Origin of the sequence: Moraxella caprae DSM 19149 (assembly GCF_000426885.1) — a bacterium.
Classification (GTDB): Bacteria; Pseudomonadota; Gammaproteobacteria; order Pseudomonadales; family Moraxellaceae; genus Moraxella; species Moraxella caprae.
Genome location: NZ_AUGF01000033.1, coordinates 1 through 24,328, shown reverse-complemented (window position 1 = coordinate 24,328; position 24,328 = coordinate 1). Strand labels below are relative to the sequence as shown.

At 45.1% G+C, this 24,328-nt stretch carries 23 protein-coding genes; 18 read left to right on the top strand and 5 right to left on the bottom strand.

Annotated elements, in window-relative coordinates; all coding sequences use genetic code 11:
- The 3 genes from K941_RS0109120 to K941_RS0109110 all read left to right on the top strand — a co-directional run.
- The coding region (locus K941_RS0109120; protein ID WP_029103378.1) for an IS5/IS1182 family transposase at positions 1-278 on the top strand (278 nt) is incomplete at its 5' end.
- A gap of 130 nt (positions 279-408) precedes the next feature.
- Positions 409-813 carry a hypothetical protein gene (locus K941_RS0109115; RefSeq protein WP_029103377.1) on the top strand — a complete coding sequence of 135 codons (405 nt, stop codon included), beginning with the start codon at positions 409-411 and terminating at the stop codon, positions 811-813.
- Positions 814-945: 132 nt separating this feature from the next.
- Positions 946-1,440 carry an Rrf2 family transcriptional regulator gene (locus K941_RS0109110; protein WP_029103376.1) on the top strand — a complete coding sequence of 165 codons (495 nt, stop codon included), beginning with the start codon at positions 946-948 and terminating at the stop codon, positions 1,438-1,440.
- Positions 1,441-1,722: 282 nt separating this feature from the next.
- Here K941_RS0109110 and K941_RS0109105 read toward each other — a convergent pair whose 3' ends face one another.
- Together K941_RS0109105 and K941_RS17140 are read right to left on the bottom strand one after the other, a co-directional pair.
- Entirely contained in the window at positions 1,723-4,083 is a 2,361-nt protein-coding gene (locus K941_RS0109105; protein WP_036388012.1) for a helix-hairpin-helix domain-containing protein, read from the bottom strand.
- A gap of 34 nt (positions 4,084-4,117) precedes the next feature.
- Positions 4,118-4,285 (bottom strand): hypothetical protein, encoded by a 168-nt coding sequence (locus tag K941_RS17140; protein WP_156892317.1) that lies wholly within the window; start codon positions 4,283-4,285, stop codon positions 4,118-4,120.
- A gap of 253 nt (positions 4,286-4,538) precedes the next feature.
- Here K941_RS17140 and K941_RS0109090 point away from each other — a divergent pair, with 253 nt between their 5' ends.
- Complete coding sequence (locus tag K941_RS0109090; protein ID WP_036388010.1) at positions 4,539-6,482, top strand: NAD(P)-binding protein; 1,944 nt, start codon at positions 4,539-4,541, stop codon at positions 6,480-6,482.
- 58 nt (positions 6,483-6,540) lie between these two features.
- Here the strand turns inward: K941_RS0109090 and recF are convergent, their stop codons facing one another.
- The 3 genes from recF to dnaA all read right to left on the bottom strand — a co-directional run bounded on the left by recF (position 6,541) and on the right by dnaA (position 10,742).
- The gene (gene recF, locus K941_RS0109085; RefSeq protein ID WP_029103373.1) at positions 6,541-7,686 is read right to left on the bottom strand and encodes a DNA replication/repair protein RecF; all 1,146 of its coding nucleotides are present in this window, start codon (positions 7,684-7,686) and stop codon (positions 6,541-6,543) included.
- A gap of 10 nt (positions 7,687-7,696) precedes the next feature.
- Positions 7,697-8,839, bottom strand: a complete 1,143-nt coding sequence (gene dnaN, locus K941_RS0109080) for a DNA polymerase III subunit beta (RefSeq protein WP_029103372.1) — start codon at positions 8,837-8,839, stop codon at positions 7,697-7,699.
- Between the two features lie 343 nt (positions 8,840-9,182).
- Positions 9,183-10,742: a chromosomal replication initiator protein DnaA gene (dnaA, locus tag K941_RS0109075; RefSeq protein ID WP_228130395.1), complete on the bottom strand. Its 1,560-nt coding sequence runs from the start codon at positions 10,740-10,742 to the stop codon at positions 9,183-9,185.
- A 770-nt stretch (positions 10,743-11,512) separates the two neighbouring features.
- Between dnaA and rpmH the strand changes: the two genes are divergently transcribed.
- From rpmH to K941_RS0109000, 14 genes are all read left to right on the top strand, one after another.
- Positions 11,513-11,647, top strand: a complete 135-nt coding sequence (rpmH, locus tag K941_RS0109070; protein ID WP_029103370.1) for a 50S ribosomal protein L34 — start codon at positions 11,513-11,515, stop codon at positions 11,645-11,647.
- Between the two features lie 158 nt (positions 11,648-11,805).
- The gene (rnpA, locus tag K941_RS0109065) at positions 11,806-12,195 is read left to right on the top strand and encodes a ribonuclease P protein component (protein ID WP_029103369.1); all 390 of its coding nucleotides are present in this window, start codon (positions 11,806-11,808) and stop codon (positions 12,193-12,195) included.
- Positions 12,196-12,204: 9 nt separating this feature from the next.
- Complete coding sequence (yidD, locus tag K941_RS0109060) at positions 12,205-12,534, top strand: membrane protein insertion efficiency factor YidD (protein WP_029103368.1); 330 nt, start codon at positions 12,205-12,207, stop codon at positions 12,532-12,534.
- Between the two features lie 162 nt (positions 12,535-12,696).
- Positions 12,697-14,340, top strand: a complete 1,644-nt coding sequence (gene yidC, locus K941_RS0109055) for a membrane protein insertase YidC (RefSeq protein WP_029103367.1) — start codon at positions 12,697-12,699, stop codon at positions 14,338-14,340.
- A gap of 101 nt (positions 14,341-14,441) precedes the next feature.
- Entirely contained in the window at positions 14,442-15,926 is a 1,485-nt protein-coding gene (mnmE, locus tag K941_RS0109050; RefSeq protein ID WP_029103366.1) for a tRNA uridine-5-carboxymethylaminomethyl(34) synthesis GTPase MnmE, read from the top strand.
- 9 nt (positions 15,927-15,935) lie between these two features.
- Positions 15,936-16,424: a transcriptional regulator NrdR gene (gene nrdR, locus K941_RS0109045; RefSeq protein WP_029103365.1), complete on the top strand. Its 489-nt coding sequence runs from the start codon at positions 15,936-15,938 to the stop codon at positions 16,422-16,424.
- 16 nt (positions 16,425-16,440) lie between these two features.
- A complete protein-coding gene (gene ribD, locus K941_RS0109040) occupies positions 16,441-17,535 on the top strand; it encodes a bifunctional diaminohydroxyphosphoribosylaminopyrimidine deaminase/5-amino-6-(5-phosphoribosylamino)uracil reductase RibD (protein ID WP_051225993.1) in 1,095 nt (364 codons plus the stop codon).
- Positions 17,536-17,915: 380 nt separating this feature from the next.
- Positions 17,916-18,578, top strand: coding sequence for a riboflavin synthase (locus K941_RS0109030; RefSeq protein ID WP_029103363.1), 663 nt, complete (start codon positions 17,916-17,918; stop codon positions 18,576-18,578).
- A 169-nt stretch (positions 18,579-18,747) separates the two neighbouring features.
- The gene (gene fmt / locus K941_RS0109025) at positions 18,748-19,749 is read left to right on the top strand and encodes a methionyl-tRNA formyltransferase (RefSeq protein WP_029103362.1); all 1,002 of its coding nucleotides are present in this window, start codon (positions 18,748-18,750) and stop codon (positions 19,747-19,749) included.
- Position 19,750: 1 nt separating this feature from the next.
- Positions 19,751-21,076, top strand: coding sequence for a 16S rRNA (cytosine(967)-C(5))-methyltransferase RsmB (gene rsmB / locus K941_RS0109020; protein WP_228130394.1), 1,326 nt, complete (start codon positions 19,751-19,753; stop codon positions 21,074-21,076).
- 69 nt (positions 21,077-21,145) lie between these two features.
- The gene (gene thrC, locus K941_RS0109015) at positions 21,146-22,558 is read left to right on the top strand and encodes a threonine synthase (protein WP_029103360.1); all 1,413 of its coding nucleotides are present in this window, start codon (positions 21,146-21,148) and stop codon (positions 22,556-22,558) included.
- A 133-nt stretch (positions 22,559-22,691) separates the two neighbouring features.
- Positions 22,692-23,666 carry an IS30 family transposase gene (locus K941_RS0109010; protein WP_029103359.1) on the top strand — a complete coding sequence of 325 codons (975 nt, stop codon included), beginning with the start codon at positions 22,692-22,694 and terminating at the stop codon, positions 23,664-23,666.
- A 19-nt stretch (positions 23,667-23,685) separates the two neighbouring features.
- Positions 23,686-24,024 (top strand): zinc ribbon domain-containing protein YjdM, encoded by a 339-nt coding sequence (locus tag K941_RS0109005; RefSeq protein WP_029103358.1) that lies wholly within the window; start codon positions 23,686-23,688, stop codon positions 24,022-24,024.
- A gap of 75 nt (positions 24,025-24,099) precedes the next feature.
- A partial coding sequence (locus tag K941_RS0109000) for a helix-turn-helix domain-containing protein (protein ID WP_029103357.1) occupies positions 24,100-24,328 on the top strand: 229 nt, incomplete at its 3' end.

Genomic DNA, 24,328 nt, shown 5'->3' with positions numbered 1-24,328 from the left:
ACCCAAATTTAACAAATGCTAAGTTTATCCTAGCAGACAGTGGTTATCAAGGCATACAGCATTTATACAAGCAAGCCTTTACGCCACTAAAACAAACTAAGAAATATCCACTTGTACAAGAAGCCAAAGATTATAACGCATTATTGTCTAAAACACGGGTGAGAGTAGAACATATCTTTGCCAAGTTTAAGGCCTTTAAAATGTTCTCAACCACCTATCGTAAATCATTGGCAAGATTTGAACTTAGGGTAAAGCTCGTGTTTGGGTGGATTGGGTAGTTTTGCAGGAAGTCTATTGTGGGTTTGTCGATGGTTGTGGTGCGATTGCTCTGCATTACTTCCAAATACGCTACCCAAATGATAAAAACCTTGCTATACTAACCTTATGGCAATTATCATAACGTAAATCATGAGCGACAACACCAATAATCAAAACTGGCAAGAATTTCAAGAACTTAGCAATCAACGCATCTTATCAGAACAGCCTGATAATACAGTCACCACTAGCACAATCAAAACACACCAACTCACACCTTCGGAACAAAATACCGCAGTTTTTGATACGCAAGGCATGGCACTCATCTTTGGCATTGGGGCTTTTATCATTTCGCTTATCTGTCTTTATACTGTTCTTAAAAACTCCAAAAACAACCAACAAGACAAACCTAATAAACTAAGAATAAAACGCAAAAGCTCAGCTCCGTTTGGCATTCGCCCAGAATTTTTGGAAGAAGCCAAAAGTGAAAGACAACACCGAATTGCACAGCGTAAAAAATACGGAATATTTGACAAAGACGGCAAACGCTTAAAATAAATGCCTATTGTCACTTTTGATTGATTTTTCATTGATTATTTCCGTCATAACCCACACAAACAGCAACAAGCAAAAAACAGTAAAACCCCCATAAATTTGTTATAATATTCTTTTAACTTGAAGAACAACAACATGAAACTGACCAATTATAGCGATTATGCTCTGCGTTCTTTGATTTATCTGGCGGTAACGCCCAAAGATGGCGAGCTTGCCAATATTGACGACATCGCCCAAGCCTATGACATCTCAAAAAGTCATCTCACCAAAATCATTCATCAGCTGGGTAAATTGGGCTACATTGAGAGCGTGCGTGGCAAAGGTGGGGGCATTCGCCTAGCCAAAGACCCAAGCGAGATTAACATCGGGCAACTCATTCGCCATACCGAGAGCGATTTTGGCATATTACAATGCTTAGATGACAACTCCAAAAACACAGACGGCAAAATCAGCTTAGTCAATATCGGCGATGATACCAACAGCTGTATCATCTCGCCTGCCTGCCGTTTAAAAGGTGTGTTTTATAAAGCCATGCTTGCCTTTGTGGCGGTGCTAGATGGCTACACCCTTGCTGACGTGCTGGTCAATGACAAAGAGTTATTGACACTTTTGGATAAAAATATGGGATAGGTATTTGTAAGCATATGCTGACAAAACTTTGCGATTTTTGCGTATTTTCTTATGGTCGTCATTTTGGCATAATACACCCATCAGCAAGGAGATGGCAAATGGATAAGCCAACATGGATGAACGCTGATATTATGGACAACCCAATGGAACACCGCAGGTAGCAAAACCCCATAACAAAAGCCACAAATAACCCCCATTTGTGGCTTTGTTTTTACTGTTAGATTTGTACATGACAAAACAAAGGTGGGCAACCCCACCTTTATTCTTAATGACTAACCCAAACTATTTAAGCCCCGCCTGCTGTAATAACGCCCCAAAACTGCCCACTTTGACAGGTTCGTTTTTAGGTTTGTTAAATTCACGTTTTGGCTTATTGTTGGGCTTGTTGTTTGGTTTGGCATTTGACTTGTCTTTAAATTCTTTATCCGCTTTATCGGACTTTGAGACGTCTTTTTTGTCAGATGATTTCATAGAAAGCCCAATGCGACCTCTTGGCTCGTCCACCGATAACACACGCACTTTGACGATGTCTTGGGGTTTGACTATGTCCGCAGGGTCAGCGACAAAACTGTCGGACAACTCAGAGATATGCACAAGCCCGTCTTGGTGTACGCCAATATCCACAAAACAGCCAAACGCAGTTACGTTCGTTACCACGCCTTCTAGCTCCATGCCGATTTGCAAGTGCCCCATTTCGCTCACGTCATCACGGAATTTGGCGGTTTTAAATTCGCCACGGGGGTCATGGGCAGGTTTGGCAAGCTCGGCAAGCGCCGTGGCAAGCTGGCTAAAATTGTCCGTGCTGTCATTTAGCGATTTGGCAAGGGTCTCGTTGCCCAGCACGTCCGACAGCGATTTGTCCGCCTTACGCAAAATCTCATAAACAAGCCCATAGCTTTCAGGATGTACGCCTGTTGCGTCCAGTGGCTCGGTGCCGCCTTTGATACGCAAAAATCCTGCCGACTGCTCAAAAGTCTTGACACCCAAGCGTGGTACGGCTTTTAGCTCTTCACGGTTTTTAAATGCCCCATTGGTACGGCGATAGTTCACGATTTGTTGGGCGACATTTTTGTTCAGCCCTGCGATATGGGCAAGAATGGCAGGGCTTGCCGTGTTCACGTCCACGCCCACCGCATTCACACAGTCTTCGGTTACTTTGTCAAGGCTAGATTCTAGCTCGGCTTGATTGACATCGTGCTGATATTGCCCCACGCCGATTGCCTTTGGCTCAACCTTGACAAGCTCGGATAAAGGGTCTTGCAATCGTCTGGCGATAGACACCGCCCCACGCACCGACACATCAAGCTCGGGCAATTCGTGACTTGCAATCTCACTTGCCGAATACACGCTCGCCCCCGCCTCACTCACCACCACCGCTTTGGCAGATAGGCTGTTCTCGCTAATCACCGACCTCACAAGCTCGTCCGATTCACGGCTTGCTGTGCCGTTGCCAATGGCGACAAGCTCCACGCCATAATCAGCAATGAGTTTGGCAATCACCGCCTTTGCCTTGTCGGTTGTGGGGTCGGTAAAGGGATACACGGTATCGGTCGCCACGACATCGCCTGTGCTGTCAATCACCGCCATTTTTACGCCATGACGGATACCCGGGTCCACGCCTAGAATGACTTTACGTCCAGCAGGGGCAGTCATAAGCAGGTGTTTTAGGTTTTGGGCAAATACGCCAATGGCGTGCGTCTCAGCGTCCAGTCGTCTTTCGGTCAATAGGCGATGCTCTATCTGTGGTCGCCATTTGGCATTCCACAATCTGTCTGCCGTCTCGCTCAAAAACTGCCCACGCTCGTCCGTATCGCTCGCCCCAAAAGCGGTTTTGATTTGATTGACAAACGGCTCATCTTCGCCAAGTACGGATAGGACAAGCACGTTTGCCTGTCTGCCACGAAGCATGGCAAGCAAGCGATGATTGGAGAGCTTGGCAAAGGTTTCGGTATGGTCAAAATAGTCTTTGAATTTCTCGCCTGCTTCTCGCTTTTCTTCGCCCACAAGCTTAGAGTAAATGCTTGCCGTGGCGTTAAAGCCTGTTCGCACTTTATCAAACAAGTCTAAGTTTAACGCCCATTCATCAAGAATAATCGCTTGCACGCCTGATAGTTGTAGCTCACGAGCACTATAATCCACATCAAAGCTCTCGCCCTGCTCGTCCGTTACCGTGCTAACGGGCGTGTAGTCCGATAGTGCCGTATCCAAGCTCTCCCCTGCCAAAATCCGCTCAGCAATCGGGCGAAGTCCTGCCAAAGTCGCCTTAGCCGACAAGGTACGGCGTTTTGGGCGGTAGGGTTCATAAATGGCGTCAAGCTCCAATTTACTCATGGCGTTTTTGACACGCTCACAAAGTTCGTCCGTTAGGGCGTTTTGGGCGGTCAAAAGGTCTAGCACCTTGTTACGGCGAACCTCCAAATCTCGCTCGTGCGTTAGGGCTTTTTCTAGGGTGCGAAGCATGTCATCATCAAGTCCGCCTGTCTTATCCTTGCGATAACGGGCGATGAATGGCACGCTCGCCCCTTCGTCTAATAAGTCAGCAAAGGCTTGAACCTGCTCGGCACGCACACCATGGTCTGTGGCAAGTTTTTGGTAGATGGCGGTGTGGTTGATGGCATTAGGGCTTGTGGCTTGGGTATCCATAATATCCTACCGTATGAGAATGATAAATGTGCTATTATAACAAGTTTTGGGGGTGTTTGATAGGCACAAATCCACGCCCCGATTTGTCTATTTTCATCCATTTTACACAAGGCGCCACCATGATTGCCTTTGTCATTTTGCTAATATTGGGCGTGCGAGCGTTGATAAAGGGGTTTGGGGCATGATTTGCGTTTGTGAGCATATACTTACAAAACTTTGCGATTTTTGCGTATTTTCTTACAAGATAACTTTTGGCATAATACACCCATCAGCAAGGAAGACGGCAAATGGATACGCCACCACGGATGATGGACGGACTGCAAAACCCATACGGTAAGCCCCAACGCAAGTCGGGGCTTTATCGTTTTCAAGAACTTCTATCTATACCCATCACTTTTTCATTGATTTTTAAAAATTTTGCGTTACAATCCATCTTTTTATCACCTGCTTAGATAATGAACAAACGTATCACTCGCCGTGATTTTTTAAACGGCTCAGCCCTACTCATCACCTCCCTTGCCACAGGCACACTGACCGCTTGCAGTGATGACACTCCCACGCCACAGACGGACACCCCCAAAACCAGTGGCAACACCCCACCGCCAACCGCCAAAACCAGCTCCAACTATCCACCCGAACTGACAGGCTTGCGTGGCAATCATGCAGGCAGTTATGATGTCGCTCATGAGATGGCATGGAAAAAAGTACAGTTTGACGTCTCAGGCGAGAGCGTGTCAGAGACGGTAGATTTGGTTGTGGTCGGGGCGGGCATCAGCGGTCTTGCCAGTGCCTATTTTTACCAAAAAAAGTTTCCCAGTGCCAAAATCTTGGTATTGGATAACCATGATGACTTCGGCGGTCATGCCAAACGCAATGAGTTTAGCGAGAGTGTTGATGGTAAAGACGTCTTTCGCATCAGCCATGGCGGTAGTGAATCCATCGACACCCCAAGCGAATACAGCAAAGAAGCCACGGGACTACTCAATGAGCTTGGCATTGATGTACAAAAATTCTATACCTATTATGACCAAGATTATTTTAGAAACCTAGGCATGAACAAGCAGGGCGTGTTTTTTAATAAAGCCACCTTTGGACAAAGCGTGGTACTGTCCGATGAGCCCAATGCTGACAACGCCACAGAGCTGTTTGCCAAAGCTCCTTTATCAGATACGGAAAAAACCGCCTTGATAGAGCTATACACCACTCCCAAAGACTATTTGGGCGACATGGCACTGGGCGAGCGAGAAGACTACCTGCAATCCATCAGTTACGACAAATTTTTAAAAGACCATGTCAAACTCCCCCAAGGAGCGATGGCGTATATGGAGGAGCTTTGTTTGGAATACTGGGGATTTAACATTGATGGTCTGTCAGCTTATGATGCCTTTTATGAAGGCTATGCAGGGCTTGAATTATCAGGGTTAGAAGCCGATGACGATGGCGAGAGCGAGCCTTATATTTTTCACTTTCCTGACGGCAACGCCTCCATCGCTCGCCTACTGGTCAAAAAGATGATACCTGCAGTTGTCGCTGACCCCGACCACGCCAACGGCAAAAGCGAGATGGAGGCCATCGTATTGGACAAATTTGACTACACCAAGCTTGACACGCCCGAGCAGTCTGTCAATATCCGCCTAAATGCCACCGCCGTCCAAGTCAAAAATATCGAAACCGACGACAAAAAAGGCGTGATGATAGGCTACAAAAAAGACGGTAAGCTCCACCGTGTGGATGCTCATCACTGCATCTTAGCATGTCAGCATGGCATGATACCATTTATCGATAACGACCTACCCCAAACGCAAAAGGATGACCACTTACAAAACATTCGAGTGCCAATGATTTATACCAAAATCCTGGTCAAGGATTGGCAAGCCTTTAAAAAGCTCGGTGCATGGCAGTTTTACGCCCCTAAAGCCCCTTATTGCTTTATCATGATAGATTATCCTGTAAGCATAGGCGGTTATCACTACCCCAAAGACCCGAGTGAGCCTATGGTTATTCATATGGCACGCATTGCTGTACCTTATGGCACAGGCAAAGACGTGCGTGAAGCCTGTAAAATCGGACGCTCCGAGCTGTACCGAGCCAGTTATCACGACCTAGAAAAGCAAGCCCTTGACCAACTGCGTGAGATGTACGATGTGGTAGGAGAGAATCTTGACGACAAGATTCTTGCCATCACCATCAACCGCTGGGGGCATGGATACAGCTATGAACGCAACGTCTTATTTGACAAAGATGATATTGCTGAGAAAACACTAGATAGCGTCAAACAAGCTCATGGCAATATCCACATGGCAAACTCTGATGCCGACTGGATGCCTTATGCGGACGGGGCAATAGACCAAGCGTGGCGAGCCGTCCAAGAGATTAAGGCAGTGGAAAAGCCTCAATAAAACAAAAGAACTTGAACACCAAGCTCTTTTTATCGCTTATTTATTACACATTCTTGTTTCACGTGGAACACTCATCTGGCGTGATATCACCCTGTTTCACGTGAAACTTTTTAAAGGTCCTTGACTCATGCAGGGCTGATAGTTTTTGGGCGACCATCTCTGCCGTCTCATCTTGCAAACTGGTTATCATGAGCTGACAAGGCAGTGACAGCAGTGTGCCTAGTAGTACATTCATCGCCCCCACATCAAGCTCCGCATCAATGTCATCAACAAGCACCACAGGCTGTATCTGCTGATACGCACACATCACTTGCAGCTGTGAGAGTCTTAGGGCGGTGATGAGCAGTTTTTTCTCGCCCCGAGAGAGTACATCCACCGCCTGACTTTTGATGTGTCCGCCATCACCAGACTGCTTTAACATCACCATCACATCAGCACGGTGAGCCCCCACGCGGGTATAGCCCAGCTCCATGTCAGAGCCCAAGCGAGACGCCAATATAGAGAGTAGTCCTGTCTTATCATCAAAGCCTGCTTGATAAGACAGATAAATATCGCCCTGATAATGTGGTAGTAGTCGCCCCATCATCTCATCAAAGCACACCTGCCACCGCTCAAAGACCGCCTGCCGACATTGGTGTAGCTTGTCTGCATGATACGCCAGTTGATTGTCCCATGCCCGCACTTCGCCCGCTCGCTCACGCACACGGGGCGATTTTAGCAATAGATTTCGCTGTTTAAGCAGTCGCTGATAGGCAAGCCATTCTCCATAAAACTCCTGTTTCACGTGAAACGTCAGCCAGTCCAACATCTGCCGTCTGGCATGACTGCCCTCTTCTAACACCGTCATCCCACTGGGGTCAATGGGCAACACTGGCAAGGCATAAGTCAGTGGACTTTGGGTTGTCACGGTTTGCCCATTGAGTTTTAACACCGTCGTTGCCAGCTGTCGCTCATCTAAGTTTTTTTGCACTGCCAGCATGTCAGACCCTGTCATCGCCCACACCGTGCAGGATTTTTGATGATGACTGATGTAACGTTTGGGTTCATGATGACGAAAAGTTTTACCCCGAGACAACAAAAACACCGCTTCTAAAAGCGATGTTTTGCCACTGCCATTACGCCCCACGAACACATTACAATCAGCGAGTGTCAGACTTATCTGAGCTAGGTTGCGTACGTGGGTAATTTGAAGCTGTGTGATCATGCCCTGCCCATCACACACGCATGGGCATGACGACATATTGATAATTGTGGTCATCGCCCACTTGATAAATGCGTGTCGGACTGGTCGGATGTACCATTTCTAGGCGAATGTCGCCCTCTAGCACATTTAGCACAGCTCGCAAATAGGACTCATTAAATGAAATCTCAATCGACTCACCTGTGTAATTAACCGCCACCTCTTCTCTGGCTTCGTCTTGCTCACGGTTGGTTGAGATGACATCCACCGTCTCGCTTTTGGCAAAGTGCAGTAACACGCCAGGGGAGTCTTTGGTGTTTACCACCGCCACCCGACGCAAGACCTCGACCATGCTGTCTTTATTAAAAATGGCGATTTTATCGTTATTGGTTGGCATGACACGGCGGTAATCGGGGAATTTACCCTCAATCAAACGGGCGGTCAAAGATATCATCATCTGCCCGCCAAAGTTTAAACTGACGGTCAAAAAGTCATTATCTAACCCCAAAGTTACCATGTCGCCATTTTCTTCGGCGGTTTTTAGTAGGTCGGTCAAGAGCTTTTCTAACCCACTGACCGCCTTGCCCGGGATGATGACTTTGGTTTCATCATGACTGTCCGCCAAGGTCTGATACGCCACCGCCAAACGATGTCCATCGGTTGCCACTGCGGTCAGTTTGTCACCCTCAATCTCAAAGAGCAGTCCTGTCAAGTAGTGACGTACGTCTTGGGTTGCCATGGCAAAGCGGGTGTGCTTGATGAGATTAAATAGAGTGTCACGTCCGATTTTAACCAGCTTTTCTGAGCGTGGCTCACCAATGCTTGGATAATCCTGAGCAGGTAGCGTGCTGAGCATGTATTTACCCTTGCCACTGGTGATGTAACAGCGACTGCCAGCCACTTCAATGCTGACCATGTTATCAGGCAGAGCTTTACAAATACCAAAGAACTTATCGGCAGGAATGGTTACCGCCCCTGCCGTCACGCACGCCCCCTCAGGCAGATTGATGACATTGGTCAGCTCCACCTCCAAATCGGACGCGGTCATCGTCAGGCTTTGTGGTTCTAGCACGAGTTTTAGGTTGCCCAAAATCGCCATTTGGTGATGATTATCCACCGCCTCAATGATGAGCGTCATGGCTTTGATGAGCAGGGCTTTATCAATGACTAATTTCATAAAAATCCTTAATATTTACAAAAATGTAGGGCGTGTTGAATATTGGTATTTGCAATGAAAAATAGGAGAAATCGCCCGTTTTTCAAGGAAAAGTCCACAGTTGATATTATAATATCAACAAGGATTTTGACTTCGAGCCACAATCGGTCCACTTAATTTTAAAAATTAAGTTAAAATCTTAAAAATTTATGTGATTAAGTGGTCGGATAGCCATTTTTCATGCAAAAATTGACAAAAACGTTAAATTTTCATCGTTTTCATAAATAATGTTATCAATGTTCAGCACGTCCTAATACATCTATTATAACAAACTTCACACCGCATTTCATGATGGCTGTTACCATCAAGCAAATTCAAGCGTGGCAAGTAAGGCCTGATAGTCTTTTTCTACCGATGACTCCTCAGCTCGCAGTTCGCTAATTTTCTCGCAAGCATGCATGACCGTGGTATGGTCTCGCCCGCCAAACACTTGCCCTATCTCAGGAAAGCTGTCTTGGGTCAGCTCACGCACCAATGCCATCGCCATCTGACGGGGGCGAGCGATGTTGCGAGCCCTTTTTTTACCAATCAAATCTTTGACCGACACGCCATAATACTCCGCCACTAGGTCACGGATGTTCTCTGCATTGACCGCCCTTGCTCGTGCCTCAATGCGGTCTTTGATGGCGTGACGCACCAGCGAGAGTGTCACCTCACCGCCCACCAATAGAGCATTGGCACGCACTTGGTTTAACGCCCCTTCTAATCGGCGGACATCAGGGGGCATGTTTTGCGCCATAAAAATCGCACAGTCTTTGGGTAGCTCCATGCCAAGCAAAGTCGCCTTTTTTTGCAAAATTTGCATACGCATTTCAATGTCAGGCGGTTCAATGGCAAGCGACAATCCACCCTCAAAGCGTGACAAAAAGCGTGTGTCAAAATCCTGCATTTGTGACGGTGGTCTGTCAGACGCCAAAATCAGGCGTTTATCACCTTTGGTGAATTCGCCAAATAGCGTCATCAAAAACTGCGAGACTTTCGGGCCGTTTTTGTTATTAATCATGTGCACGTCATCAACGATGAGCAAATCCGCCTGACAAATCCGCCGAAGCAAAGAATCCGCTCCACCCTCGCCCCCACGCAAGGCGTTAATGGTCACCTTAAAAAACTGATCTTTACTAAAATAACACACCAAAAGCCCAGCACGCTCATAACGATGAGCCACCGCATGCATGAGATGGGTCTTGCCCAGCCCTGATGAGCCATAGATAAAATACAAATGCGTGTCGTGCTTGGCAGCCTTATCGGTCAGATTTTTGGTTAGCTCTTGGCAGGCGTTATATGCCAGCGCATTGGATTTACCCTTGACAAAATTTTCAAAGGTAAACCGCTCTTCTAAGGGCTGGCTCTCCTCGATGCTTGTCGGTTTTTTGGACGATTTGGGCTTTTGTTTTTTAGGGGCTTTATCTGCCTTGTCGCTTTTGGGCACAAGGGGCATGACCCGAAGGGCGACACCTGACACATCCTGACCACCACCATCTGCCAGACGTGCCACCACCGCACAGATTTTGTCATAATAATGCGTCTCAATGCGACGGATAAACACATCATTAATGGCGAACAATACCAGCATCTCATCAGCAAATACAGGCTTTAAGGAGCGTAGCCACTGATTAAGCTCACCCTCTTTTAGCTCATGTTTTAACTCAGATAAGCACGACTGCCAAAACAGCTCAGCATCGACATCATGCTTTTGAACATCGCCAATCATGTCGTCGTCACCTACCCCATTATCCGCCACGCCTTTGTCATCGACAGCAGGGACGTCATTTTTCTGACCAACACTCACATCCATACCAACACCCACCTTATCAGACGGTAGATGTTCTGGCATGACTTCATCGAATAGCGATATGTTTTGCATGATAAATTAACTCAAATAACAAACTTGGGTAAGCAAAATCTAACTGAAAACGAATTTAGGCGATCAGCCAGAACACAGCTAGCCCACTTTTCATGTTTGCATTCACTCAAACATTATTAGAAACCAAAAGTTATGATTTAAAATAATCATAACGATAAGTTTTTGATAAAAATAATTAAAATACAAATCAGGCGAAAAATCCTGCAATTCTTGGTAATTGTATGATTTTTAATCAAATACCAACTTGCCCGCCCTTAAATTTTTGCCTATAATACCACAAATTTGACATTTTTCAACGATAATTTTCTGTGGATAAGTTTGTGGATAAGTTTGTGGATAAGTAAAACACAGAATTTATTCACATTTTACCCACAAGTTATACACAGGTTTATCAACAATATAAATATATGATTTTTACAAAATTTTAATACTTATCCACAGAAATATTCACCCATTATTATTATTATTTTTATATTAAAATAAAAAATAAGCCAGTAGCAAACCTGTGGATAACTTTTAAATTATTTTAAAAGTTATTATATTTTGACTGTCAAAATATAATCACATGCCATAATACAAACCATCAAAAAAACCAAACTTTTAAAAATTAACTTGACCTTGATTCATCTTTTTAGTAAAATACGTAGGTTTTTCGCCAAACATCAATCATGACATATTGGATATAATCCAATACTCAACTGTTTGGTTAAACATAACCCATCACAAAAAACGGCTTCTGCAGAGCCTGTGATATATCCTTAAGGTGAATTATGAAACGTACATTCCAACCCAGCGTTCTAAAACGCAAACGCACTCACGGTTTCCGTGCTCGTATGGCAACCAAAAACGGTCGTCAAGTTTTGGCTCGTCGTCGTGCCAAAGGTCGTCATCGTCTGACCGTATAATCTTATAGATTGTCACAGATTGAGCACCCTTTGGGGTGCTTTTTGTTTGTCCAAATTTTGCCTTAAAAGTTTGTAACTTTAAGATTTTGTATGTTGGATAAACCATTGACGAAACACGCTAAGCCTTGTATGATAGTTTAATTTAATACGTTTATGCCATGACAAGTCCGCAATCCACCCCGCCATTTTGCTTTACCAAAGCTCAGCGTCTGCTTAGCCCTAATGACTTTAAACGGGTATTTGACAACCCTGTCAAAAAAATCCACTCAGAGCATTTGCTTTTATTTGTCCAAACAGGCATGCCAGAGCAAACGCATGCCCGTTTAGGGCTTGCCATTACCAAAAAAAAGGTTAAACTGGCTGTCATGCGTAACCGACTAAAACGGCTCACCCGTGAACAGTTTCGCCATACTGCCCCCATGCTTGGGGTGGTGGACGTGGTGCTGATTGTTAAGAAAAACTACACAAAAGAGACTGACTTACATGGTGAGCTGACCCACATTTTTGAAAAATTATCTACCCTGTTCCCTGTTGATAATTCCCAGTGATTTTTGATTATGCTTGTCAAATTTTTACTGCTTGTTATTAAGTTTTATCAAAAAGCAATCAGTCCGCTTGCCCCCGCTCGCTGTCGGTTCTACCCGACCTGTTCTGTCTATGGCATACACGCCCTAAAATGGCATGGTGTGCGTGGCATACCGCTTGTCATTAGGCGGATTTTTCGGTGTCAGCCGTGGGGTGGTTCGGGGGTGGATTTTGTGCCATTACCTTTGGCTCGTTATCGTTACGTGCATTGTGATGATACCGCCCTTGTCCGATTTGCCAATATGGGTGTTTATAAAGACCGCACAAGTTATTTGGCGGTTAGAAATCAGATGATGAAGTAGTAGGCTGTCTTTATTAAAGTTTTTAAAAATCAATAACTTATCATTTATAAAAAGTTAGCCTGTAAGTAAATATAAGTAAATGCTAGGTTTTTTGGTAAAAATTTAGTAAAATGGCGGATTTAGATTTTTATGGGTGGTTGTCCGCCCCAATCAGGACTGTTTATGCAAAAGATTTTTCGGACTTTGATTATCATTGCGATGCTCATCACATCGTATTTGCTTATCTTGGCTTGGCAAAAAGATTATGGCGGTCAAGCACCTATCCCTGCTCAGGCGACCTCGGTTGCAGGCTCGGATTTGGCACCTGCCACAGGCGATTTGCCTGCCTCCTCCTCCGCTCCAACTGCCCCTGCCAGTACCAATCTTATCTCGGTCAGTACCGATGTGTATGACATCAAAATCAATCCTGTGGGCGGTGATGTGGTCTATGCAGGACTCAAACAGTACACCAAAACGCTGGGCGGTGATGAAGCCTTTGCTATTTTGGAGACAGACGCTCGCACCTATGTCGCTCAGTCGCTCATCGGCGGGGCGGATGGCATTGACACGCAGTCAGGACGTGCCACGTACACCAGTCCAAGCCAAAGCTACACCCTAACGGGCGACACTTTGTCCGTGCCGCTCACGTACAGTAAAGACGGGCTGACCATTACCAAAACTTATACCTTTACCAAGGGCGATTATCCCATTAAGGTTACTCACAACATCAATAACGTGAGCGGTAAGGACTTTAATGGCGAGCTGTTTGTGCAATTAAAACGAGACAACAGCAAAGACCCCGGTCTTGCCGACAAAGGCATGATGGGCATTGCCACACATTTGGGTGGTGCTTGGGGGACGGCTGATGAGCCTTATAACAAGCTTAAATTCAAAGACTTCAACGATGGCGAGATTACCAAAAACGCCCAAAACAGTACCGATGGCTGGGTGGCGATGGTTCAGCATTATTTTGTCTCAGCGTGGGCACCTGACAACCACAAGCCTGTCTTTTTTAGTCGCACCAGTGGTAACGACAACTACATCGGCTACCAAAGCCCCATCAGCGTTGCCAATGGCAAACAGATGAGCGTGGATGATACACTCTATGTGGGACCAAAGGTGCAATCACAACTGTCTGCTGTCGCCCCAAGCCTTGATAAGACGGTAGATTATGGCATATTTTGGCCAATCTCCAAGCCGATGTTCCTAATCCTTGATGCTCTGCACAAAATTTTGGGTAACTGGGGCTGGGCGATTGTTGGCTTGACTTTGATTGTCAAAATTGCTCTGTTTTGGCTATCCAACAAAAGCTATGTGTCGATGGCAAAGATGCGTGCCATTGCCCCCAAATTAGAAGCTCTAAAAGAAAAGCACGGCGATGACCGCATGGCGATGAGTCAGGCGATGATGCAGTTGTATCGTGATGAAAAGGTCAATCCGATGGCAGGCTGTTTGCCGATTTTGCTACAAATGCCAATTTTCTTGGGGCTGTACTGGTGTTTGGTGGAGAGTGTGGAGCTACGCCACGCCCCGTGGATTTTGTGGATTAAAGACTTGTCGGCGATGGACCCTTGGTTTATCCTACCCATTTTTATGATGGGGACAATGTATGTTCAGCAACTGTTAAACCCACAGCCAACCGACCCAATGCAAGCCAAGATGATGAAAATGATGCCACTTATTTTTGGGGTATTTATGCTGTTTTTCCCCGCAGGTTTGGTGCTGTACTGGACGGTAAACAACCTGTTTAGTATGGCTCATCAGCAGTTTGTTAATAAACGTGTTGAAAAAGCCTACAACAAACCTGTCAAAGTGTTGTCCGATTGATATTTGACAATCACAAACCAATCCGCCTGTCTGGGCGGATTTTTTGTGGGCAAAGTTGGCTAAATAATGGTAAAATGACAAAAATTTTATCAACTACCACTATGCCAAATCAATCTCAACAACCCACCATTGTCGCCATCGCAAGCCCTATCGGTCAAGGAGGGGTAGGTGTCATTCGTCTGTCTGGGCGCACCGCCCACACTATTGGCTGTGCCGTATCGGGCAAATCGGCTCTCACGCCACGCCACGCCCATTTTGCCAAATTTAAGGACAATCAAGGGGCGGTCATTGATGAAGGGGTCATCATCTATTTTAACGCTCCGCATTCGTTCACAGGCGAAGACGTGGTGGAGCTACAAGGGCATGGCGGTATGGTCTTGCAAAATCTGCTCCTTGCTCGCTGTTTTGAGCTTGGAGCAAGACAAGCGACCGCAGGGGAGTTTTCCTTGCGTGCCTTTGAAAATGACAAAATTGACCTAGTGCAAGCCGAAGCGATAGCGGACGCCATTTCTGCCACCAGTGTCGCTCAGGCAAGCAGTGCCATGCGTTCGCTATCAGGGGAATTTTCTAAAAAAATCAATGACTTATCCGAGAAAATCGCCAACATTCGCCTGTATGTGGAAGCGAGCATTGATTTTCCCGATGAAGAAGATGTGGAATTTTTGTCCGATGGGGTGATTGAGTTCAAGATTGATGAGATTTTGCGTGCCGTTGATGACATTTTGGCAACCGCCAAACAAGGACAACTGCTCCGAGACGGCGTGCAGGTGGTGCTGGCAGGTCGCCCCAACGCTGGCAAATCAAGCCTGCTAAACCGCCTAGCAGGGGTGGAGCGTGCGATTGTTACCGATATTGCAGGGACGACACGAGACACGCTGTCCGAGACACTGGTACTGGACGGTTTGACCGTGCATTTGACCGACACCGCAGGGCTTCGAGATACGTCCGATAAGGTGGAGAAAATCGGCATTGACCGTGCCAAATCCGCCGTCAAACAAGCCGATATTTTGCTGTTTGTTTATGATGTCAGTAGCGAGAGCGAACCATTTACCCTTGCCAAAGAGCTGTTTGCTGATATTATTGATGAAATTGGCATGGAGAATTTTGAGCGTAAGCTTGTCATGATTGCCAATAAAGCTGATTTATTGGGTGGTGTTTCACGTGAAACAATGGTTGATTTTAATCATAATAATAGTCATAATGGCGAAAATGTTCCATGTGAAACCATGCAAAATAATTCAAATAGTCAAGAAAATTCTCATGTTCCACGTGAAACAGTTAGTCAAATAAGGGTCTCTTGTGCCACAGGGCAAGGGCTTGATGAATTGGTAAATTTATTAAAAGACAAAGTGGGCTTTCATCCGCCAGAAAATAGCCTTATTGCCCGCACCCGCCATATTGATGCCCTAAAACGTGCCAAATCGCACGCCACAGACGCTCATACTCAGCTTGTCGTCTATCAGGCAGGGGAGCTGGTGGCGGAGAGTCTAAGACTGTCGCAGACGGCATTGGGCGAGATTACAGGGCAGATGAGTGCTGATGAACTCTTGGGGCGGATTTTTTCAAGTTTTTGTATCGGAAAATAGGAGGGTGATGTGCATTGTCCGTTTTGTAGTGCCATAGACACCAAAGTGATTGACTCACGCCTTGCTGCCGAGGGGTCGCAGGTTCGCCGTCGTCGCCAATGTACCGAGTGTGGCGAGCGGTTTACCACCTTTGAAGTCATGGAAGTGGTCATGCCCCGTATCATCAAAAGCAATGGTTTGCGTGAACCTTATGATTATAACAAACTTCGCCGTTCAATGGCGTTACCGCTACAAAAACGTCCTGTGAGCATTGACGAGATAGATACAATCGTACACCGAATAGAGCAACGCCTACGCCAAACGGGTGAACGAGAAGTATCTAGCAAGGTGCTTGGCGAGATTGTCATGGCGGAGTTAAAGGCGATTGATGATGTGGCGTATGTGCGTTTTGCCAGCGTGTATCGGGATTTTCAGGACATAGAAGCCTTTAAAGCCGAGCTTGAAAACTTCGCTCCCAAAGTGTGCCATGACAGCTTACAAGGACAAAATCATGACTGATAGTTTAGCTGATAATATGTTGTCCGATACCGTCAAAGCTCGCCTAAGCCCTGCCCTGTCTGATGATGAAAGGTTTATGCTTATGGCGTTAAATGAAGCCAAAAAAGGCGAATTTACCACTCGCCCCAATCCTGCGGTGGGCTGTGTGATTATTAAGGATAACTTAATAATTGGCAAAGGCTTTCACCCCAAAGCAGGTTATCCCCATGCTGAGATTTTTGCCTTAAACGATGTCAAAAATAGCGGACAGGACACAAAGGGGGCAACCGCTTATGTAACGCTTGAACCGTGTAGCCATTTTGGTCGCACGCCCCCCTGTGCGAGTGCCTTGATAAAAAGTGGCGTGGCTCGGGTGGTCATCGCAACGCTTGACCCCAACCCACAAGTCGCAGGCAAAGGCGTGGCAATGCTGTTAAATGCAGGCATTGCCGTAGCGGTGGGCGTGTGCGAGCGTGAAGCCAAAGAGTTGAATAAAGGCTTTTTAAAGGCAATGGCGACAGGTTTGCCGTATGTCCGCCTAAAAATGGGCATTAGCCTAGACGGTCGCATTGCCATGCAAAATGGGCAGTCTAAATGGATAACGGGCGAGTTGTCTCGCAGGGATGTGCAAAACTTGCGTGCCAAAAGCGGGGCGATTATTACAGGCTCAAACACGATTATCGCTGATAACCCTGCTCTAACCGTGCGTTTGCCCGATGTGGAGCTTGATAATATCGGCACAACCGCCATACCACAGCCCAAAATCGTGGTGGTGGACAGACGGGGTAAGTTGTCGCCTGATGATGATTTTACGGTACTCAAAAACCCTGATACGCTGATTTGGCAAGATGATTTACCTGCCCTGTTAAAAATACTCGTGGCAAAGTATCAATGCCATGATGTGCTGGTGGAAACAGGGGCGACGCTTACCGCAAGTTTTTTAAGCCAAAACTTGGTAGATGAGCTTATCATTTATCAAGCCCCTTGCCTTTTGGGAGCGACTGCCCGTCCGATGTTTGGGGGGCAGTTTGAGCGGTTGCAGGATAAGCTAAATTTTACGCTTGTAGATGTAGAACGGCTTGGCGATGATGTTAAGATGATTTTTCTCCCAAAAAACTTATCCACAGCTTGATTGCTTAAATGATTGAGCAAAAGTTTGGCAAAAAATGTTCCACGTGAAACTGTGGAAAACTTTTTAAAAATCGATGGTTTTGATTAAAAATAAGATTTGATAACACGCCATAAGCATTGATTTTAAAGTGTTCCACGTGAAACCAAAAACAGCTAACCATGTTCCACATGAAACATCTTTGGGTTGTGGATAAGTTAGATGGATTATTTACAAAAGGTCAATAGTTAAAAAGTTATCCACAACTTATTTGTAAAATTTTTCTAGATTTTTTATGGAATTTAAAGTGAGTAAAGCAGAATGTTTCATAGATAAATGATTGATTTTTTAAATCATGTGCAAAACAGCAAATCATTTAAAAAACCAATCATAAAAGGTGAGTCATGTTTACAGGTATCATAGAGACGACAGGCACGCTGACCGCCATTACGCCCACAGGGGGCGATGTGCGATTGACGATTACTGCTCCTGATTTGGATTTTGGCGATGTCAAATTGGGCGATTCCATTGCGTCCAACGGCATTTGCTTGACGGTAGTGGCGATAGACGGCAACAGCTATGCGGTAGATGTTTCACGTGAAACATTAGCCATTTCCGCCCTAAACGTCTGGAGGGTGGGCGACACGCTAAACCTAGAAAAAGCCATGCTCCCAACCACACGTTTTGGTGGGCATATCGTGGCAGGTCATGTGGACGGCGTGGGCAAAATCGCCAAAATCGCCAAAGATGCTCGCTCGGTCTATATCGAAGTCGCCCTACCGTCAGAGCTCATGAAATACACCGCTGACAAAGGCTCAATCACGGTGGACGGTATCAGTCTCACGACCAACCGCATAAAGCCGTCTGAAAATATTGTCTGCCTAAATATCATTCCGCACACCGCCGAGATGACCAACATCGCACGACATTGGACGGTGGGGCGAGTGGTGAACATAGAAGTGGATTTGGTGGCACGGTATTTGGAGCGACTTATCGGGGCAAAAGCCGACACACCCCAAAGCAGAATTACTGAAGAGTTGTTAATAAAAAGTGGGTTTTTTAAATAGACTCAATGAACTCAATATTTGGTATAGGATTTGTGGTGGCGTGCTGTACACGCCTATAAAATAAGAATAGCAAAGGACATGCTCAGCACGTCCCTACATTCACATTATTAAATTGGATTGCGGTAATTTAAAAGTCTATGATAATTACCCAATATTATAAAGGTAAAAAATGAACCATAAATTACGCCTAATTTTCGCAGGCACGCCCGACTTTGCCAAAGTCGCCTTACAAGCCCTGATTGACCACCAAGATGAGCTAAATCTTGATATTGTGGCGGTCTATACTCAGCCCGACCGCAAGGCAGGACGTGGGCAAAAATTGACCGCCAGTCCCGTCAAAGAGCTTGCCCTTAGCCATAACATCCCTGTGGAACAGCCGATAAGTTTTAGCTCAAAGCATGAAAACGGGCAGGTTTCACGTGAAACACTTGCCAATTATCGTCCTGATGTGATGATTGTTTGTGCGTACGGTTTGATTTTACCACTTGGCGTGTTAAATGCTCCAACCTATGGTTGCCTAAACATTCACGGCTCGCTACTCCCCCGCTGGCGTGGGGCGGCTCCCATTCATCGCTCAATCTTGGCGGGCGATGACGAGACGGGTATCACCATTATGCAAATGGCACAGGGGCTTGATATGGGCGATATGCTCTACAGGCTCCCTTGCGACATTATAGATACTGACACAACCCAAACGCTTCATGACAAACTTGCCGAGCTTGGTGGGCAGGCGATGGTAATAGTGTTAAAGGACTTGGCAACTTATCAAGCCAATGCCGAGCCACAAGACGACAGTCTTGCCAATTATGCCGAAAAAGTAAGCACCGATGAAGGGCAAATCAACTGGCAAAATTCTGCTTATCACATTAACCGTCAAATCCGTGCGTTAAATGCGTTTACATTTTTAAATGGCGAGCGTATCAAGGTGTTAGAATGTATGCCCATAAAGCCTGACCAAACCACGACCGAGACGGCAGGTAAGATTGTAAGCATTGGGCGAAAGGCGGTGCTGGTGGCGTGTGGTGCTGATGACAATGGCGATAAGCATTTGATGAATATCACAAAAATGCAATGGGCAGGGGGTAAGCCTTTGACCGCCGAACAAATTGCGGTGGGTGATAAATTAAAAGACGGACAAGTTTTTGATAATAATGCTGATAATGGGCAATAATATGCAAATCAATCCACAATTACCCGTCCGAGCCAATATTATTTTAACCCTTGAAAAAATCAATCAAGGGCAATCTTTATCATTATTATTGGACGATTTATTAACTGCCGTCAAAGATAATGAAAAAGGCTTTACTCACGAATTATTATTAGGCACGCTTCGCCATTGGCACGCCATTAGTCGCATTGGCGAGAGTTTGATAAAACAGCCCCCAACCGATATTGGCATTACTTGTGCGTTAAATATGGGCTTGTATGAACTTTTATGTATGAATACGCCTGATTATGCCATTATCAACGAAACATTAAATGCGGTCAAATCGTTAAATAAAAATTATGGCGTGGGACTTATTAACGCCATATTGAGAAAAGTGGCGGACAAAAAAGAAAAATTCGCCAAAAAGATAAATAAAAATCACAGTCTTCCCAATTGGCTTGCCAAAGAATTAAAACAAGATTGGGGCGATTATTATGAAAATTTGGGGCAAAATTTGCGAAAACCCGCTCCGATATTTTTACGTGTGAATGGCAAATTTAGCACGCTTACATATTATGCCAATCTGTTAAATTCTGCCGATATCGCCCACGAAATTCTACCGCTTGGCGTGGCACACGAGCGTGTGATTAAGCTGACTACTTCGCAAAAAGTGCAATTCCTGCCACATTTTCAAGACGGTTTTGTGAGTGTGCAAGACCGTCATGCACAGCTTTGTGGGCATATTTTAAAGGCGTTAAACCTACCCAAAAACCTAAGACTGTTGGACGCTTGCACCGCCCCAGGGGGGAAGTTGGCTCAACTGTTAGAGTTGTCAAACGATGTGTTTCACGTGGAACATATTACGGCATTAGACAATGACGAAAAACGTCTAAACCGTGTGCATGACAATTTGGCTCGCTTGCAGTTGGCGGACAAGGCGGACGTGATTTGTGCGGATGGCACGAGCTATCGCACGGACACGCTCTTTAATGTCATTGTGCTTGACGCTCCGTGTACCGCCACAGGGGTCATCAGGCGACACCCTGACATTACCCTGCTTCGCACCGAGCAAGATGTCGCCCAAACGGTCGCCTTACAAGCGGATATTTTACAAAATCTGTGGCAAAATCTGGCGGTGGGCGGACATTTGCTCTATATTACCTGCTCCTTGTTAAAGTCGGAAAACGAACGCCAAATCACAAATTTCCTTGCCAAAATGTCAAACGCCAAAGCGGTGGATTTTGAATTGACCCTGCCCAATCAAATCAAGCAAGCGGTGGGTTATCAATGTTTGCCGTTAAATGACGATGACGGCGACGGGTTTTATTATGCGTTGCTACAAAAAATGTAACGGCATTTGCCAAACTGTGCTAAAATTTGGCTAATTTCTTTTATTATAAACTTTTTATTTGGAAAATTTATGAACTATATCAGCACTCGTGGTAATACCGCCCCCATGCAATTTAGCGATGTTTTGCTTATGGGGCTTGCCCCTGACGGTGGTTTGATGTTACCTGAAACCTACCCACAGATTGACCGTGCAACTTTGGATAAATGGCGGTCGCTGTCTTATACCGAGCTTGCTTTTGAGATCATGTCGCTGTTTGCTACCGACATTCCACAAGATGATTTAAAGATACTCATTGATAAAACCTATACCAAAACCGCCTTTGGCACGGACGAGATTACCCCTGTTCGCACGCTAAAAGACGGCATTAAAATTTTGGAATTATCCAATGGCGTAACGCTTGCCTTTAAAGACATGGCAATGCAATTTTTAGGTAATGCCTTTGAATATGTCCTAAAACAAAAAAACAAACGCCTAACCATTATCGGAGCAACGTCTGGCGATACAGGCAGTGCCGCCGAATATGCCTTGCGTGGTAAAGACAATATTGATGTCTTTATGATGTCGCCACACGGCAAAATGAGTGAATTTCAACGAGCCCAAATGTACAGTCTCATGGATGATAATATCCACAATATCGCCATTGACGGTATGTTTGATGATTGCCAAGATATTGTTAAAGCCATTCAGCAAGATAAAGCATTTAAAGACAAATATCAAATTGGCACGGTTAATTCTATTAACTGGGGTCGTATTTTGGCTCAAATTGTTTATTATTTTAAAGGCTATTTTAATGCCACCAATAATAATGACGAGCGGGTAAGTTTTTGTGTGCCGTCTGGTAATTTTGGTAATGTCTGTGCAGGTCATATTGCCCGTGAAATGGGATTGCCAATTCATCGCTTAATTGTGGCGACCAATGAAAATGATGTATTAAATGAATTTTTTAAAACAGGCAAATACATTCCAAGAAAAGCAAGCGAGACTTATATAACATCAAGTCCGTCTATGGACATTTCAAAAGCGTCTAATTTTGAGCGGTTTATTTATTTACTCATTGGCAAAAATGGCGATGAATTAAATCATCTGTGGCAAGATGTGAGTAGCGGTAAGGGATTTGATTTGTCGCATTTATTACATGACGCCAATGACAAATACGGCTTTGTGTCGGGCAAATCCACGCACGCCGACCGCATCGCCACGATTAAGGCGGTGTGGGAGAGTGATAAGGATTTGTTAGACCCGCACACCGCAGACGGTGTCAAAGTCGCTCGTGAAGTGCGTCTGGCTGATGAAGTGATTGTCGTTGCCGAGACGGCATTGCCTGCCAAATTTGCCGAGACTATCATAGAGGCGGTTGGGCAGATTGACATTCCACGTCCTCCTCATACCAAAGACATTGAAAGTCTGCCCCAAAAAGTCGTGGTGCTTGATAATAAAGCGGAGCTGGTGAAAGAGCAGATTGAGAAGTTTGTGAAGTTGTGATAAACTAAAACCGTCCTATTGGAAAGTAGGGCGGTTTAATTTTAACAGCTTGAACATACAATCCAACCGCAACAAATGAAAAGATGTTCATAATTACTTATAATATTGTTACCACACAAATAAAAAAGTAACCATGAACACCTACAAACATCTTAGCATAAATGAACGAGAAAAGATAATGTTAATGCTTGCACAAGGCATAAAACCCAGTAAAATCGTAAGCATGTTAGGACGTTCTCGCTCAACAATTTCAAGAGAAATATCAAGAAATTGTAAGTTAAACCAAGCGTATAGCGCTAACACGGCTCAGATAAACTATGATAAAAAACGTCAAGCATGCAAACCTAAGTTTAAATTAGATGACAAAGAGTTATATCAGTTGGTGCATGATAAGTTTATGAGTCACAGGTGGTCTCCAGAGCAAATCAGCAATCGTCTTAGGCTTGAGAATACAAAACACCAAATAAGTGCCAATACAATTTATCGAGCTATTTATCATGGATGGTTTGATGAAGGTGGCAGATTGGCACGTCGTAAGCTACGCCATAAAGGTAAGACAAGACATGCTAAGACTCATGATGAAAAGCGTGGTAAAATTAAGATCAGTCATGAATTATCAGAACGTCCAAAGATGGCTGATTTAAGAGAGCGGACAGATGACATAGAGGCGGATACTGTCTTAGGTATCTCTGGTGGTCATTGTCTACTCACCTTAGTAGATAGAAAAAGCCGTTATCTGTGGTGTAGAAGATTGCCTGCCAAGAGGGCAGAACATGTACAAACTGCAATGATTGATTTATTAAAGGATGTAAAAGTCCATACAATTACCCCTGATAGAGGCAAAGAGTTTGCTTATCATGAAAAAATCAGTCAGCAGTTAAATGTAGAGTTTTACTTTCCCCCACCAAGACACCCTTGGGATAGGGGAAGTAATGAAAATACCAATGGACTGCTTAGAGAGTATTTCCCTAAGCATCAAGATTTAAGCAAGTGGCATGAAAGCGATATTATCAGTAAAGTAAATGAACTTAATCATAGACCCAGAAAGTGTTTAAACTGGAAAACACCTTATGAGGTTTATTTTGATGAAGTGTTGCAGTTGGTTTGAGAATTCAAGAGGAAAATCTATGACTTACCCTGCCTGCCCCAAATGCGATGAAACCTACACCTATGCCGATGGCGACCTGCTCATCTGCCCCATGTGTACCCACGAGTGGTCAGCCGATGGCGATACGGACGACACGCCCGTCATCAAGGATGCTGTTGGTAATGTGTTAAATGATGGCGACAGCGTAACGGTCATCAAGGACTTGAAGGTCAAAGGCTCGTCCACACCCATCAAGGTCGGCACCAAAGTCAAATCCATTCGCCTGATTCATGATGCCTCTGATGACCATGACATTGATTGTAAGATTGATGGCCTTGGGGCGATGAAGTTGAAGTCTAGTGTGGTTAAAAAGGCGTGATGAAAGGATGAAAAGGGCAAATAATGAACCGCCCCCCAAAGCTCGCCACTCACACTAACCTTTGGGGTGCTTTCTATGGCAAAATACACCACCGACTTTAAACTGTCTGTAATAGCATATTATCTAAACGGACACGGTTACAAGCAAACCGCTAAACAGTTTAACCTATCCACAGACAGTATGATCAAGCAGTGGGTCAAACTCTATCAAGCACACGGCATTGATGGCATTAAAAGACGACACACCAAAGCCGTCTATGACACAGACTTTAAACTAAACGCAATCAAACAAATTCAAAATGGCA

Excerpts from the sequence above, each read along its gene's own strand:
- mnmE (WP_029103366.1), top strand. The coding sequence starts at position 14,442 with ATGCCAAATCAATCTCAACAACCCACCATTGTCGCCATCGCAAGCCCT.
- K941_RS0109115 (WP_029103377.1), top strand. The coding sequence starts at position 409 with ATGAGCGACAACACCAATAATCAAAACTGGCAAGAATTTCAAGAACTT.
- K941_RS0109030 (WP_029103363.1), top strand. The coding sequence starts at position 17,916 with ATGTTTACAGGTATCATAGAGACGACAGGCACGCTGACCGCCATTACG.
- K941_RS0109090 (WP_036388010.1), top strand. The coding sequence starts at position 4,539 with ATGAACAAACGTATCACTCGCCGTGATTTTTTAAACGGCTCAGCCCTA.
- K941_RS17140 (WP_156892317.1), bottom strand. The coding sequence starts at position 4,285 with ATGCTCACAAACGCAAATCATGCCCCAAACCCCTTTATCAACGCTCGC.
- dnaA (WP_228130395.1), bottom strand. The coding sequence starts at position 10,742 with ATGCAAAACATATCGCTATTCGATGAAGTCATGCCAGAACATCTACCG.
- K941_RS0109010 (WP_029103359.1), top strand. The coding sequence starts at position 22,692 with ATGAACACCTACAAACATCTTAGCATAAATGAACGAGAAAAGATAATG.
- recF (WP_029103373.1), bottom strand. The coding sequence starts at position 7,686 with ATGATCACACAGCTTCAAATTACCCACGTACGCAACCTAGCTCAGATA.
- rpmH (WP_029103370.1), top strand. The coding sequence starts at position 11,513 with ATGAAACGTACATTCCAACCCAGCGTTCTAAAACGCAAACGCACTCAC.
- rnpA (WP_029103369.1), top strand. The coding sequence starts at position 11,806 with ATGACAAGTCCGCAATCCACCCCGCCATTTTGCTTTACCAAAGCTCAG.
- fmt (WP_029103362.1), top strand. The coding sequence starts at position 18,748 with ATGAACCATAAATTACGCCTAATTTTCGCAGGCACGCCCGACTTTGCC.
- yidD (WP_029103368.1), top strand. The coding sequence starts at position 12,205 with ATGCTTGTCAAATTTTTACTGCTTGTTATTAAGTTTTATCAAAAAGCA.
- thrC (WP_029103360.1), top strand. The coding sequence starts at position 21,146 with ATGAACTATATCAGCACTCGTGGTAATACCGCCCCCATGCAATTTAGC.
- ribD (WP_051225993.1), top strand. The coding sequence starts at position 16,441 with ATGTTGTCCGATACCGTCAAAGCTCGCCTAAGCCCTGCCCTGTCTGAT.
- K941_RS0109110 (WP_029103376.1), top strand. The coding sequence starts at position 946 with ATGAAACTGACCAATTATAGCGATTATGCTCTGCGTTCTTTGATTTAT.
- K941_RS0109005 (WP_029103358.1), top strand. The coding sequence starts at position 23,686 with ATGACTTACCCTGCCTGCCCCAAATGCGATGAAACCTACACCTATGCC.
- yidC (WP_029103367.1), top strand. The coding sequence starts at position 12,697 with ATGCAAAAGATTTTTCGGACTTTGATTATCATTGCGATGCTCATCACA.
- dnaN (WP_029103372.1), bottom strand. The coding sequence starts at position 8,839 with ATGAAATTAGTCATTGATAAAGCCCTGCTCATCAAAGCCATGACGCTC.
- K941_RS0109105 (WP_036388012.1), bottom strand. The coding sequence starts at position 4,083 with ATGGATACCCAAGCCACAAGCCCTAATGCCATCAACCACACCGCCATC.
- rsmB (WP_228130394.1), top strand. The coding sequence starts at position 19,751 with ATGCAAATCAATCCACAATTACCCGTCCGAGCCAATATTATTTTAACC.